We start from the raw sequence: 12,398 nt of genomic DNA, 5'->3' as shown, positions 1-12,398 counted from the left end.
CCGGAAGCGCGCTACCAGGGAATTTCGCCCTCGTCGCTGAAGAAGCGCCCGGTCGGTCCGTCGTCCTCCACGGTGGCCAGCTGGATCGCGGAGGTCGCGCCCTGCTGCGGGGTGCGCGTTCCGCGGAAGCCGTTGAGGTCGGTCGCGGTGAAGCCGGGGCAGACGGCGTTGATCAGGATGTGCGTGTCGGCCAGCTCCTTCGCGTACTGCACGGTCACGGCGTTGAGAAACGTCTTGGACGGCGCGTAGGCGACGGAGATCGGGCCGGTCTCGGCGCCCGGGGTGGTCTGGAGCGTGAGGGAGCCGACGCTGCTGGACACGTTCACGATGCGCGGCGAGGGTGCGCGGCGCAGCAGCGGGAGCAGGGCGTTGGTGACGCGGATGACGCCGATCACGTTGGTCTCCACGACGGCCCGTACCTGGTCCACGTCGACCAGGGTGGGCTCCTGGGGGTGGCCGCCGGTGATCCCCGCGTTGTTGACGAGCGCGTCGAGCCGCCCGGCGTGCTCCTCCACCAGCCGGGCCGCCGCGGCCACGCTCGCGTCGTCGGTCACGTCCAGCGGTACGCCGAACGCGTCGGCCCCGCCCGCGCGCAGCTTGGCCACGGCGGCCTCGCGCCGCTCGTCGTCCCGCGCGCCGACGCCGACCGACCAGCCGAGCGCGCCGAGCCCGGCGGCGATCTCGTACCCGATGCCCTTGTTGGCCCCGGTCACCAGCGCGACCTTGGGGTGGTTCACAGTCTTCGTCTCAGTCATGTCTCCGATGTTTCTCCTCATCGGACGGGGCGTCCAAGACCGACCGGGTGGGCGCCGATACCGCCCGGGTATCGCTCCTGGTGAGGCCCGTTACGCTGGTGGTGTGGAGACACGTGAACTGCGGTACTTCGTCGCGGTCGCCGAGGAGCTGCACTTCGGCCGGGCCGCACAACGGCTCGGGATCGCCCAGCCCCCGCTGTCGCGGGCGATCGGCGGGCTGGAGCGGCGGCTGGGCGCGCCGCTCCTGGAGCGCGGCAGCCGGGGCGTCACCCTGACCGGGGCCGGAGCGGTGCTGCTGCGGGAGGCGCGGGCGGCCCTGGACGCCGTCGAGGCCGCCGAGCGCCGTACCCGCCGGGCCGCCCTCACCGCGGCCGGTCACCCTGCGGTGATCCTCGCCGCGAAGGCGGGCGCCTCCGGCGAACTGCTGGCCAAGCTCCTCGACGCGTACGCCGCCGAGCCCGGCGCCGTCGCCGTGGACGTCCTGCTGTGCGGGCCGGGCGAGCAGGCGGGCGTACTGCGCGACGGCCGGGCGGACGTGGCCCTGCTGCACCGGCCGTTCGACGACCTGGCCGGCTTCGACACCGAGGATCTGCACACGGAGGGCCAGGTCGCGGTCCTCCCGGCGGGCCACCCCCTCGCCACCCGCCCCCACCTCCGTCTCGCCGAGGTCACCGCCCTCCCCGACCTCCCCCTCCCGCGCTGGCCCCGCCCCGACGGCACGTTCCCGGACGGCCCCGGCCCCAAGGTGCGCGACCACACCCAACTCACCCAGCTCATCGCCCTGGGCCGCGCCTGCGCGATCGTCCCGGACTCCATCCGCCCCAGCCTCCACGAGGGCCTGACCGCCGTCCCCGTACCCGACAGCCCCCACGTCACCACGGTCATCGCCTGGCCCCCGCACAGCCGCTCGACGGCGGTGGCGGGACTGGTCCGCGCGGCTACCGGGCTGTGACGAGCGATGCCGTGGGTCAGCCCGCCGCCGGCCGGTTGTGGACTTCCGTGGTGGTGAAGCTCCAGCCGACCAGGCGCGGTCCGCTCCAGTTGATGCCGATCACGAGCCCGTCCCGTGCGGCGTCGGGCAGAACGCGCTCGCACCAGGTGTCCAACGGCATGGATTCAGCGCGTAGCTCGTTCCTCCAGATCGCTGCTGCTCGCTGAGCACGGGCCGAGGTCGACCAGAACGGAAGGCTTCGCGTGCCGTCCGCGGAGAGGTGAGTTGGAGTTCCGTCGTGATTCTGGACGAGCCAGACCACACGGTTCCGGCGAACATCGCGGAAGAACGCAGCCGCTTGCGAACCGCTCTGACTCATGGGCGCCGAGCCTACCGGCCACCGTGGAGCCGGGTCGGAGCGTGTGCCAAGATCACGGGATGCTGCGACTCACCGATTTCATCATCGACTGCCCGGACACCATGAAGCTGGCGGCTTTCTACTCCGAGGTCACGGGCCGTCCGGTGAAGAAGAACAGCTCTGAGGACTGGGCCGGCATCCGTTTCGGCGAGATTGAGCTGGCGTTCATCCGGGTGGCCGACTACCGCGCTCCGCAGTGGCCCGACAGCGAGCACCCCAAGCAGTTCCACCTCGACTTCGAAGTGGACGACTTCGAGTCCGAGCAGCGCCGCGTCCTCGACCTCGGCGCGACGCTGAGGCAGGACTTCATCGGCCCCAACGGCTACGGCTGGCAGGTCTACACCGACCCGATCGGCCACCCCTTCTGCCTGTGCCGCAACAAGGGCGTCGTGTGGACCGACCAGGGCCCGGTCTGGCCCGAGCGCGACTAGTAGCACGTGTTTCGAAAGTGCTGATCGCAGCTACGGCCCGTACAGCAGGATGACCTGATGGCCCATGTCGCGTTGTTCCACTCCGTTCTCGGTCTGCGCTCCGCTGAGATGCTTGCCGCCGAGCGACTGCGTCGCGCCGGGCATGAGGTCATCACGCCCGATCTGTTCAGCGGCGAAACTGCCCGCACTCTTGACGAGGGATTCCGACTGGTCGAGCGGATCGGCTGGGCAGCGGTGATCAAGCACGCTCGGCAGGCTCTCGGGGGTATGCCGGATGAGACCGTACTGGCTGGTGTGTCCATGGGGACAAGCGTCGTGGCCCATCTCTGGCCCGAGCGTCCCGCCACCACAGGCGTTCTCCTCCTGCACGCCGCCGTAGACCTGCCCATCTCCGTTCGCCCCGGTCTGCGGGTCCAGCTGCACGCCGCTGAACCCGATGACTTCGCACCGCCCGAGCGGGTTGCTGCCTTCTGCCAGGCGGCACGAGAGGCCGGCGTCGATGTGGAAGTCCTCCGCTACCCGGGCGTTGGCCACTTCTACATCGACGGTGAACTCCCGGACCACGATCCGGCGGCGGCCGAGCTGACCTGGCGCAGAGTACTGGAGTTCCTCAACCCGTCCGGCGGTAACTCGAAGATGCAGGTCAAAGCCACTCATTGATGGCTGCGATGAGGACGGTCACCTCGTGGCGGACCGCTGGCTCGTCGTATCGCGTAGCGATGGCGCGGTGCTTCTGGTGCAGCGGATCCCACGGCGGCGCAGGTAGGCACGGTTCTTGCCGGAAGCGTACGCCTTGTCACCGCGCAGGCCGCGAACGGTGACCAGGTGATCACGCCTGGGCCGGGCGGTCATCGGGGCTCCGCAGGGTAGGCGGCATCGACCGCCGACTGCGGGGTGACTCACAATGCGGGCATGGTTGACCAGGGTGGGGTGTCGGTGTGGCGGGTGGAGGGGCCGGCTCTCGTGGCGGCCTATGTGGTACCGGCTGTCCTGGGACTGAAAGCGACCATGGGCTGGGGCGTCTGGGTTTCGTCTCCGGAAATGGTGGCAGCACGGTCGGCCGGGCTGTGGACGGGGTTGGCCCTCGGCTCGGCGTTGTTCTTCTGGTGCACGATTCTCAAGGTCCGGCTCGAGGTCGGCCCTGGCGGCATCGTGGCGGTGAATCCGTGGGGGACGCAATGCCTCTCCCTGGAGGAGGTGGCCTTTGTGCGGCTGGGTGCTTGGGGCGTGGAGTTCCACCACGGGGACGGCTTCAAGACCACGGCGTATGCGCTGACAGGCATGGCCGGGGGGACTTCGCAGGACCGGCGCTTTGCGGAGTTGCTGGAGGCCCTGGAGGACGTGCCGGATTCCTCGCAGCGGTGACGCCCGGCGAGACGTAGAGCACGGGCCGGCCGGCTGAGGTTCGCAGCTACGTTCGCGGATTCCACGACCGTGAGGTCATTCGGCGGGTTCCCTGGACCCAGCCCCGGGTGCCAGGCACCCCCCAACGCCGCCCGGCCCCCCGGGGGCAGTCCCAGGGGGCCGGGCGCGGCGTGGCCGTTCCCTCAAACGGGGACGCCGAGGTGGTGGTCCTGCTGCTGGGGCGTCGGGCGCGGGGCGAACGCGCGGTCCGCCGCGAAGGCGCCCGGGCCGGTGAACGTCAGCAGCAGGAGCGTCCAGCAGAACAGGGCCGCGGGTTCGCCGCCGTTCTGCATGGGGAGCAGGGCCGCCGGCTGGTGGACGTCGAAGTACGCGAAGGCCATCGAGCCGGAGCCCAGGAAGGCGGCCGTGCGTGTGCCGAGGCCGAGGGTGACCAGGATGCCGGTGACGAGCTGGATGACGGCCGCGTACCAGCCGGGCCAGGTGCCCGCCGGGAGGGTGTCGCGGCCCAGCACGCCGAAGAGCGAGGCGATGCCGTGGCAGGTGAACAGCGACCCGATGACGATGCGGAACAGGCCGAGCGTGTAGGGCCGGGCGCGGTCCAGGCGGTGAGTGGTCATCATGAGCGCCGGCCTCCTGTCAGCTGTAGATGCCGAACTCGTAGAGCGAGTAGCCGTAGCCCGAGCCGCGCTCCGTGCCGTTGATGCGGACGTAGCGGCCCGTTCCGGAGACATCGAGGTCGTCGATGTCACCGTTGCCGTCGGTCACGGTCTTGATCGTCGTCCAGTTCTGGCCGTCCTCCGAGGTCTGGATCTCGTAGCCCTTCGCGTACGCCGGGTCCCAGGCCAGCTGCACGTGCTTGATGGCGGTGGAGGCGCCCAGGTCGACCTGGAGCCACTGCGGGTCGCTCCAGTCACTGGCCCAGCGGGTGTCGAACTTGCCGTCCACCGCGTTGTCCGCGCCGCACGGGCAGCCGCCGGTCGGGTCCGTCTGGAAGGAGGAGGCCGTGGCGGGCTTGCCCTGGGAGACGTTGGTGCCGTCCACCTTCGGCGGGATCACCTTGAGGGACTTGGTCTCGACGCCCACGTTGCCGTGGCCGTCCCGGGCCTTCACGTACACCTTGTAGACGCCCGTCTTGCTCGGCGCCTTCGCGGTCAGCGTGCCGTCGCCGTTGTCCTTGGTCTCGGCGGGGACCAGCGCCTTGTTCTGGTCGATGTAGTTGCTGCTGAACAGGACCTGGTACGTGATCGCGTCGCCGTCCGGGTCCGTGGTGTGCGTGCTGACGCGCACGTCGGAGCCGGTGGGGACGCCCTCCGTCGCGTTGTCCACGGTCATGTCGGAGATCACCGGCGGGGTGTTGTCACCGGAGGTGTCCGCGCCGTACGCCTTCTTCACCGCGTAGTACGAGAGCCGCTTCTCGCCGCCCGGCAGCAGGTTGAACCACACACCGCCGAAGTCGTCCTCGGTGCCGTAGTGGAACATCGTGGCGCCCAGGGCCACCCCCGTGTGCCCCGTGACGCAGCCCCACGCCTTGGTGTACCCCTCGGCCTTCGCCGCGTCGGTGGGCTCCTCCGGTACGCCGTTGGCGTCGTCGTCCACCTCCCACTCACCGGCCGGGCCCGTCTCCGTGACGATGTAGGGCTTGTCGTAACCGCCCTGCTCCCAGTCCGACTTGACGTTGCAGACCGCGTCGTAGGAGTTGACCGCGTAGAGGTCCAGGTCCGGGGCGTTCTTCTTGTAGTACGGCCAGGCGCCGGTCCACGCGTCCGTGGAGGTGACCGGGTGGTTCGGGTCGACCTCGTGGATCTCCTTCGCGATGTCGTTGACGAAGGAGGTGTACGCGTTGCGCTGGGCCTCCAGCTCGTCGCCGCCGTAGCAGTTCTGCAGCCCGAGCGTGGACTCGTTGCCCACGTTCCACATCAGTACGCCGGGGTTGTCCTTGTAGGTGTCGACCCACTTCGGGAACTCGGCGAGCATGTCGTTCTTGTACTGCGTGTCCGTCAGGTAGTTGACGCAGCCGCCGCTGCCGGGGCCGCCGCCGGGCTGGAGCCAGAAGCCGGCGATCACCTTGACGCCGTTGGCCGCCGCGGTGTCGAACAGCGGCTTGCTGGTGGCGTCCGTGCCCCAGGTGCGGATCGTGTTGACGCCCATCGACGCCACGTCGGGCATGTACTTCTCGGCGTCCGCCACCGAGGGGCCCCAGGTGAGGCCCTTGACCGTATACGGCGAACCGTCCACGGTGAGCTGCCAGTCGCCCTGCGAGCCGGTGACCTTCACGACGTTCCCGGCCGCCTGTGCGGTGGGCGCCTGGAGGGCGAGCAGGCCGCCGCCGAGGAGGGCGGCCGCCGCGACGGGCGCGAGCAGGCGGCGGGTCGTACGGGTGGGGGGATGGTGCATGTGTCTCTCTCCTTGCGGGTGGGGGGAGTTGGGGGGATGGGGGAGTGGTGCGTACGCGCGCGGTCCGGGGCCTCCGCGATCTTGGAGAGCGCTCTCCGGTGCGGGCCGAAAAAAGGCCCCGGACCTGTGGGGGTGCGCGCGGTGCCGGCTACGGCAGCTCGTAGTTCCCGTCGAGCACCGCACCCTTGTCGGGGTGGTTCTCGTCGTAGCCGTGCGGGTCGCACTGGAGGCCGCCCTTGATGCAGTGGGTGACCATCGCGTCCAGCGTGGCGGTGTCCCAGCCGTTCATGAAGTCGTAGTGGAACGAGAAGCCCGCCCCGCTCGCCAGCTTCACCTGCGACATGTCGCCGTTGACCGGCCACGCCATCTTGAACTCGATCATCGGCAGCGCGACCGGGTGGTCCGCCGGGCAGGAGTTGTAGTTGGCTCCGCCCGCGACCGGGTACGCCATGTGGCTCTTGTGGTCCGGCGTGTCCAGGTGGATGCCGTCCCAGCAACTGGGTGCCTGGAGGCGCAGGTTGAGCTGCACGTCCCGGCGGTCGGGGCAGCTGGCCGGGAAGTTGTAGTTCTTGAAGGAGTCACCGCACTCCCAGCCCTCGACGGTGCCCTTCAGGTTCTTGAACTCCTCCTCGCTCTGCATCGGGCTGCCGACCACGTACCGCAGGCCCTTGGGGAAGGGGCGCACGCTGCGGTAGTCGGTCACGCCCGACTTGTAGTAGATGGTCTGGACGCCGTCGGGGAGGACCTTGGTGTCCCCGTTGAACAGGCTCGGCATCCAGTAGCCCGACTTGTCGCCGGGCGCCAGGCACGTGGTGTCGCCGGTCTCCAGCGAGGCGGCGGTGGTGTAGGCGTCCGTCGTGGTGTTGCCCATGAACGTGTGGTCGTGGGACTTGCCGGGCTGGCCCGGGTAGACGATCGGGTCGTCCGGAGCGGTGTGCGTGGGGGCGCACTTGGCCTGGAACTCGTGGAAGTACGCCGTCGGCGGGACGTCCGTCGACGGGGTGACCCCGGTGACCGGCGGGTCGGCCATGATGTAGCCGTCGCCGTCCGGGTCGTCGCCGGACGCCTGGGTGGACGCCGGCATGCCGGGCATCCCCGGCATCGAGTAGGCCGCGTGCTCGGTGTGCGCGGCGGTGCTCGTCTCGGGGGCCGCGTTCGCCGTCGCGGCGATCCCGGCGATCCCGGCCGTGGTCAGGCTCAGCGAGGTGAACAAGAGCAGTCCGGTGAGGGTTCTGGACCTCCGTGCCATGGAGACCTCCTGCTGCGTCGTGGGGGAGCGTGGGGTGAGGGGGAGGGCGCCCGGCCGGGGAGGACGGAAGCACTGCGGTCATTCTTGGAGAGCGCTCTCCCGTTGTTTCTGGAGTGTTCCGCCCTTGGCAAGAGCGTGTCAATACTTCGTGTCATCACTTCATGAGTCCTCCCCGTCCTCTACGGGGATGCCGAGCGCCCCCAGGAACGCCGTCGCGGCGGGCGTGCGGCCGGCGCGGCTCCAGGTGGCGTGCTGGACGCGGACCGGCGCGTCGGAGACCTCGATCGCGACGATGCCGGGGAGTCGGGCGGCGTACGCGGGCGGCAGCATGGCCACCGCCAGGCCGGGGGCGACGAGGCTCGCGATGTAGTCCGCGGTGGTGACCTCGAAGGCGACGTCGCGGGGGAGTCCGGCGGCGGCGAACGCCTGGTCGGTCTGGGCGCGTCCGGCCGTGCCCGCCGGGAAGTCCGCGAACACCTCCGAGGCGAGTCTCCGCAGGTCCACGGAGGGCGCCCCGGCCAGCGGATGGTCCGGGGCGACCACGGCGACGAGCCGGTCCCGGGCCAGTTCGTGGCGGCCGACGCCCCGGGGCAGAGCGGTCGCGGGCAGCCCGAGGAAGGCCACGTCGAGGGTGCCCTCGCGGACCTGCTCGACCAGATCGTCGCTGGCGCCGACGCGCAGGCTGACCCGCACCTGGGGATGGCGGCGGCGGAAGTCGCCCAGGGCGGCCGGGATGTCGACCGCGGTGACCGTCGGGATCAGGCCCACCGCGAGCCGACCGCGCACCTCGCCGACGGACGCCGCGACCTCGGCGGCGGCGCGCTCGGCGGCCTCCAGGCACTGGCGGGCGGCCGGGAGGAACGCCTCGCCGGCCGGGGTCAGCCGCACCCGGCGGGTGGTCCGCTCGAAGAGCCGCCCGCCCAACTCCCGTTCCAGGCGGGCGATCTGGTGACTCAGTGCCGACTGCACGACGAGGCACCGCTCGGCGGCCCGGGTGAAGCTGCTGGTCTCGGCCACGGCGATCACGTAACGCATCTGCTGGAGTTCCATGGGTGCATCGTCCATCCATCGCGGATCGAGATCAATGCGGTGATGAACATGTGTTGGACTCATCAATGGGCCCGGGCCGAGACTTCGGACCATGACCAGTCGACCCGGGGCGCTGCCCCGTACCGCCCTGACCGCGCTCGCTCCGGCGGTGTGGGGCACGACCTACCTCGTCACCACGGAGTTCCTGCCGGCCGGGCACCCGCTGTTCGCCGGCTTCCTGCGCGCCCTGCCCGCCGGTCTCATCGCCCTCGCCCTCACCCGCACGCTGCCGCGCGGCGCCTGGTGGGGGAAGGCGGCGGTGCTCGGGGTGCTCAACATCGGGCTCTTCCTGCCGCTGCTGTTCATCGCGGCGGAGCGGCTGCCGGGCGGCGTCGCCGCCACGCTCGGCGCCGCGCAACCGCTCGTCGTCGCCGTCCTCGCGGTGGCCGTCCTCCGCCAACCTCTGGCAGCCCGGCCCCTGTTGTGGGGCGTTACGGGGGTGCTCGGCGTCGGCCTGGTGGTCATCGGGCCCGGGGCGCGGCTCGACGGGGCCGGGGTGGCGGCCGGTCTCGCCGGGGCGGCCACGATGGGGCTCGGCGTGACGCTCACCAAGCGGTGGGGGCGGCCCGAGGGCGTCGGGCCGCTCGCCTTCACCGGCTGGCAGCTCACCGCCGGGGGCCTCTTCCTGGCACCGGTGACCTTCCTCGCCGAGGGCGCCCCGCCCGCGATCGACGGCCGCGCCGCGCTCGGCTACCTCTGGCTGGGCCTGGTCGGCGGGCTGCTGACGTACGCCCTGTGGTTCCGGGGGATCGGCGCGCTGCCGGTGACCTCGGTCGCCGTCCTCGGCCTGCTCTCGCCGCTCGTCGCGGCCGGTCTCGGCGCGCTCGTCCTCGGGCAGACGCTCGGCCCGGTCCAGCTGGCGGGCTTCGCGCTCGCCCTCGCCTCGATCGTCGGGGGCCAGCTCCCGGGGCGCGCCCCCGCCGTCCTCCCCACTCCCGTACCCGAAAGGACCCCTCGATGAGGATCGCCGTCATCGGAGCCGCAGGCATGGCCGGTTCCCGCGTCGTCACCGAAGCCGCACACCGGGGCCACGCGCTCCTCGCGGTGTACCGCTCCACCCGCCCGGACGCCCTGCCGCCCGGCGTCACCCCGGTGGCGGGCGACGCGGACGACACCGACGCGATGGCCGCCCTGTTCGACGGTGTCGACGCGGTGGTGGCCGCGACCCGTCCGCCCGTGGGGCGCGAGCACACGATCGCCGCGACGACGACCGCGCTGCTCGACGCGGCGGCGAAGACCGGGACGCGCACCCTGGTGATCGGCGGCGCGGGCCCGCTGGCGGTCCCCGGGCACCCCGGGCGGCTGGTGGTGGACGACCCCGCGTACGTACCGCCGCAGTGGCGCACGGTCGCCGCCGCCAGCTCCGCCCAGCTCGCCGCCTGCCGGGCGCACGAGGCCGACTGGACCTACCTCAGCCCGCCCGCCGTCCTGGAGCCGGGCCCCCGGACGGGTGCGTACCGCCGGGGCACGACGACCCTGCTCACCGCGGAGGACGGCACGTCCCGCATCGCGGCGGAGGACCTGGCGGTGGCGGTGCTGGACGAGCTGGAAGTGCCGTACGGGGAGCGGCACTTCACAGTGGGCTACTGAGCGCCGGAGGCCCGTAGCGCGGCGGCGATCCTGTCGTGGATCAGGAAGTCGGCGGGATCGCGGTTCTCCTTGAGCCGGTCCAGGTCCCCGGGGCCGAACCAGCCGTACGCGCTGATCTTGGTCCACTCCAGGGCGGGGTGCTCCAGGTCGCCGTCGACTTCCACGAGGTAGTCCGCCTCGTGCCGCAGCCCGCCGCCGTCGTCGCCGGTCCAGGTGGTGACCCCGAGCAGGGTCCGTACCCGGCGCAGGCGCCACCCCGTCTCCTCGCCCACTTCCCGGGCGAGTGCGGTCAACAGGGTCTCGCCGGGCTCCACATGGCCGCCCACGATGTCCCAGCAGCCGGGGAACAGCCGCTGGCGCGGGCCGCGCTTCTGGGCGAAGGCGCGGCCCCGGCCGTCGAGGATCACCCCGCCGACGGCCCACGTCTCGCCGTCGGCGGGGACCGGGACGTCGACGCCGGGATCGACCAGGACGTCCGGGCCTCCCGGGCTCACGGACCCGCCCGCAGGACCTCCGCGACGACCGGGCCCGCCGCGTCGCCGCCGTGGCCGCCGGACTGGACCAGGGCTGCGGCCGCCAGGTCGTTGCTGAAGCCGGCGAACCAGCTGTCGGACGTGGCGTGGCCGTCGATCTCCGCCGAGCCCGTCTTGGCGCCCTTGTCAGGGCCGACGCTCGCCATGGCCTGCGTCGCGGTGCCCTCGGGGGCGGTCGCCGTGTAGCGCAGCATCTCCTTGAGCTGGGTGGAGACGCCGGGCGGTAGCGGGGTCGCGGTGGCGAAGGTCCGGTTGTCCAGGGACTGCGCCACGATGAACGGCTGTCGGAAGCGGCCGTTGACGGCGGTGGCGGTCACCGAGGCCATGTTGAGCGGGTTCATCTCGATCTTGCCCTGGCCGATGAACGAGGCGGCGGTCTCGGCGTCCCGGGACTCGGGGACGCTCCCGTCCCAGGTCGCGATCCCGGCCTGCCAGTTGTCGCCGCCGAGCCCGAAGTACTGACTGGCCTCGTTGCCCAGCGCGGTGTCGCGCTTGTTGCCCAGGGGCAGCACCGGCTTGATGAAAGCGGTGTTGCAGGACCGGGCGAACGCCGTCTTCAGCGTGGCGCTCGGCATCGAGAAGTCCTTCAGGTTGTGGAAGACGACCCCCTCCCAGGGCACGGTCGGCGGGCAGTTGACGGGCGCGTTCGCGCTGCCCAGGCCGTTCTGGATGATCATCGCTGAGGTGATGATCTTCATCGTGGAGCCGGGGGCGACCTTGCCCTTGCGGGCCGCGTCGAAGCCGTCGGCCCGGTTGTTCGCGATGGCGCGGATGGCGCCCGTCGACGGCTCGACCGCCGCGACCGACGACTCCGCGAACTTCTTCACGCCCCGCTCGGCCGCCGCCTGGATCTTCGCGTCGATCGTCGTCTGCAGCTTGCCCGACTTGCCCTTGACCAGGGTCAGCAGCGTCTTGTCCGCCCCGTCGGCGTTCGCGCTGTTGATCCAGGTCTCGATGCCCGTCGTGCCGCCGGCCTTCTCGCCGTACTTCTTGCGCAGCTCGTCCAGGATGCCGGCGAGCGACGGGTACTTCTCCTTGGTGAGCACCTGTCCGTGGCGGTCGACCGCCTCGATCGACGCGGTGGAGGACTCGCCGGTCTCCAGCGACTCGCCCTTGGCGAGGTCCGGGTGGATGACGGAGGGCTCCCAGTCGACCAGGGCGCGCCCGGTCGTCAGCCCCCGTACGACGGTGAGCTTCGAGGCGTACGACCAGGACTTCGTCGCGCCCTTGTACGAGACCGTCGCCTTCACGGTGTACGGGACGGTCGAGCCGGTCGCCCTGCCCGGGGTGATCACGGCCTTGGTGACGTGCGCCGTGTCGCTGTAACCGGTCAGCGCGGTCTCCGCGTCCGCCTTGTTGTTGGTGAGCGCCGCCGCGACCGCCGTGTCGCCCTCCGCCCACGCGGCCAGGAACTTCTTCGAGGTGTCGGCGATCTCCTCCCCGGTGACCGGACCCGACCTCACCTCGGAGGAGTCGGCGGCCGTGCTCGTATTGCCGCCGACACCGCTGTCCCCGAGCCCGTCCAGGATGTTGTACGCCCCGTACCCCACCCCGCCCAGCACGAGCGCGAACACCCCGCCGACTATGCCTACCTTCGCTCCACTGCGCATTCCCTGCTGTCCCCATCCCCCGGAGCTTCTTGA

The 12,398-nt window shown here is 71.3% G+C and carries 14 protein-coding genes; 6 read left to right on the top strand and 8 right to left on the bottom strand.

Annotated elements, in window-relative coordinates; translation table 11 throughout:
• Positions 1-11: 11 nt before the first annotated feature.
• Positions 12-755 (bottom strand): SDR family oxidoreductase, encoded by a 744-nt coding sequence (locus OHS17_RS13570; protein WP_330312383.1) that lies wholly within the window; start codon positions 753-755, stop codon positions 12-14.
• Between the two features lie 103 nt (positions 756-858).
• Here OHS17_RS13570 and OHS17_RS13565 point away from each other — a divergent pair, with 103 nt between their 5' ends.
• Complete coding sequence (locus OHS17_RS13565) at positions 859-1,707, top strand: LysR family transcriptional regulator (protein ID WP_330312382.1); 849 nt, start codon at positions 859-861, stop codon at positions 1,705-1,707.
• A 16-nt stretch (positions 1,708-1,723) separates the two neighbouring features.
• Here the strand turns inward: OHS17_RS13565 and OHS17_RS13560 are convergent, their stop codons facing one another.
• Entirely contained in the window at positions 1,724-2,065 is a 342-nt protein-coding gene (locus OHS17_RS13560) for a DUF2750 domain-containing protein (RefSeq protein WP_330312381.1), read from the bottom strand.
• 59 nt (positions 2,066-2,124) lie between these two features.
• On the opposite strand from OHS17_RS13560, the gene OHS17_RS13555 reads away from it, so the two are divergent.
• From OHS17_RS13555 to OHS17_RS13545, 3 genes are all read left to right on the top strand, one after another.
• Entirely contained in the window at positions 2,125-2,535 is a 411-nt protein-coding gene (locus OHS17_RS13555) for a VOC family protein (protein ID WP_330312380.1), read from the top strand.
• A gap of 57 nt (positions 2,536-2,592) precedes the next feature.
• Positions 2,593-3,195: a dienelactone hydrolase family protein gene (locus OHS17_RS13550; RefSeq protein ID WP_330312379.1), complete on the top strand. Its 603-nt coding sequence runs from the start codon at positions 2,593-2,595 to the stop codon at positions 3,193-3,195.
• 252 nt (positions 3,196-3,447) lie between these two features.
• A complete protein-coding gene (locus OHS17_RS13545) occupies positions 3,448-3,900 on the top strand; it encodes a hypothetical protein (RefSeq protein WP_330312378.1) in 453 nt (150 codons plus the stop codon).
• Positions 3,901-4,082: 182 nt separating this feature from the next.
• Here the strand turns inward: OHS17_RS13545 and OHS17_RS13540 are convergent, their stop codons facing one another.
• The 4 genes from OHS17_RS13540 to OHS17_RS13525 form a co-directional block, all read right to left on the bottom strand.
• Positions 4,083-4,520, bottom strand: coding sequence for a DoxX family protein (locus OHS17_RS13540; RefSeq protein WP_330312377.1), 438 nt, complete (start codon positions 4,518-4,520; stop codon positions 4,083-4,085).
• A 16-nt stretch (positions 4,521-4,536) separates the two neighbouring features.
• Entirely contained in the window at positions 4,537-6,294 is a 1,758-nt protein-coding gene (locus OHS17_RS13535; protein WP_330312376.1) for a discoidin domain-containing protein, read from the bottom strand.
• Between the two features lie 148 nt (positions 6,295-6,442).
• The gene (locus OHS17_RS13530) at positions 6,443-7,543 is read right to left on the bottom strand and encodes a DUF1996 domain-containing protein (RefSeq protein ID WP_330312375.1); all 1,101 of its coding nucleotides are present in this window, start codon (positions 7,541-7,543) and stop codon (positions 6,443-6,445) included.
• 159 nt (positions 7,544-7,702) lie between these two features.
• Entirely contained in the window at positions 7,703-8,593 is an 891-nt protein-coding gene (locus OHS17_RS13525) for a LysR family transcriptional regulator (RefSeq protein ID WP_330312374.1), read from the bottom strand.
• A gap of 91 nt (positions 8,594-8,684) precedes the next feature.
• Here OHS17_RS13525 and OHS17_RS13520 point away from each other — a divergent pair, with 91 nt between their 5' ends.
• Together OHS17_RS13520 and OHS17_RS13515 are read left to right on the top strand one after the other, a co-directional pair.
• On the top strand, positions 8,685-9,593 hold the full coding sequence (locus OHS17_RS13520; RefSeq protein WP_330312373.1) for an EamA family transporter: 909 nt from the start codon (positions 8,685-8,687) through the stop codon (positions 9,591-9,593).
• Positions 9,590-10,222 carry an NAD(P)-dependent oxidoreductase gene (locus OHS17_RS13515; RefSeq protein WP_330312372.1) on the top strand — a complete coding sequence of 211 codons (633 nt, stop codon included), beginning with the start codon at positions 9,590-9,592 and terminating at the stop codon, positions 10,220-10,222. Before OHS17_RS13520 ends, OHS17_RS13515 begins: the two co-directional genes overlap by 4 nt.
• Here OHS17_RS13515 and OHS17_RS13510 read toward each other — a convergent pair.
• Both OHS17_RS13510 and OHS17_RS13505 read right to left on the bottom strand, forming a co-directional pair.
• Positions 10,216-10,716, bottom strand: coding sequence for an NUDIX hydrolase (locus OHS17_RS13510; protein WP_330312371.1), 501 nt, complete (start codon positions 10,714-10,716; stop codon positions 10,216-10,218). The two genes, OHS17_RS13515 and OHS17_RS13510, sit on opposite strands and share 7 nt — an antisense overlap.
• Positions 10,713-12,365 carry a penicillin-binding transpeptidase domain-containing protein gene (locus tag OHS17_RS13505; protein WP_330312370.1) on the bottom strand — a complete coding sequence of 551 codons (1,653 nt, stop codon included), beginning with the start codon at positions 12,363-12,365 and terminating at the stop codon, positions 10,713-10,715. The genes OHS17_RS13510 and OHS17_RS13505 overlap by 4 nt, the downstream gene beginning before the upstream one ends.
• Positions 12,366-12,398: the final 33 nt, after the last annotated feature.

It is taken from the genome of Streptomyces sp. NBC_00523, from assembly GCF_036346615.1.
Classification (GTDB): domain Bacteria; phylum Actinomycetota; class Actinomycetes; order Streptomycetales; family Streptomycetaceae; genus Streptomyces.
The sequence above is the reverse complement of the archived record's forward strand: the minus strand, read 5'-3'. Positions and strand labels throughout refer to the sequence as shown.

What these genes read in the sequence shown, in the direction of transcription:
- OHS17_RS13570 (WP_330312383.1), bottom strand. Translation starts at nt 755, where the DNA reads ATGACTGAGACGAAGACTGTGAACCACCCCAAGGTCGCGCTGGTGACC.
- OHS17_RS13560 (WP_330312381.1), bottom strand. Translation starts at nt 2,065, where the DNA reads ATGAGTCAGAGCGGTTCGCAAGCGGCTGCGTTCTTCCGCGATGTTCGC.
- OHS17_RS13555 (WP_330312380.1), top strand. Translation starts at nt 2,125, where the DNA reads ATGCTGCGACTCACCGATTTCATCATCGACTGCCCGGACACCATGAAG.
- OHS17_RS13550 (WP_330312379.1), top strand. Translation starts at nt 2,593, where the DNA reads ATGGCCCATGTCGCGTTGTTCCACTCCGTTCTCGGTCTGCGCTCCGCT.
- OHS17_RS13545 (WP_330312378.1), top strand. Translation starts at nt 3,448, where the DNA reads ATGGTTGACCAGGGTGGGGTGTCGGTGTGGCGGGTGGAGGGGCCGGCT.
- OHS17_RS13540 (WP_330312377.1), bottom strand. Translation starts at nt 4,520, where the DNA reads ATGATGACCACTCACCGCCTGGACCGCGCCCGGCCCTACACGCTCGGC.
- OHS17_RS13535 (WP_330312376.1), bottom strand. Translation starts at nt 6,294, where the DNA reads ATGCACCATCCCCCCACCCGTACGACCCGCCGCCTGCTCGCGCCCGTC.
- OHS17_RS13530 (WP_330312375.1), bottom strand. Translation starts at nt 7,543, where the DNA reads ATGGCACGGAGGTCCAGAACCCTCACCGGACTGCTCTTGTTCACCTCG.
- OHS17_RS13525 (WP_330312374.1), bottom strand. Translation starts at nt 8,593, where the DNA reads ATGGAACTCCAGCAGATGCGTTACGTGATCGCCGTGGCCGAGACCAGC.
- OHS17_RS13520 (WP_330312373.1), top strand. Translation starts at nt 8,685, where the DNA reads ATGACCAGTCGACCCGGGGCGCTGCCCCGTACCGCCCTGACCGCGCTC.
- OHS17_RS13515 (WP_330312372.1), top strand. Translation starts at nt 9,590, where the DNA reads ATGAGGATCGCCGTCATCGGAGCCGCAGGCATGGCCGGTTCCCGCGTC.
- OHS17_RS13505 (WP_330312370.1), bottom strand. Translation starts at nt 12,365, where the DNA reads ATGCGCAGTGGAGCGAAGGTAGGCATAGTCGGCGGGGTGTTCGCGCTC.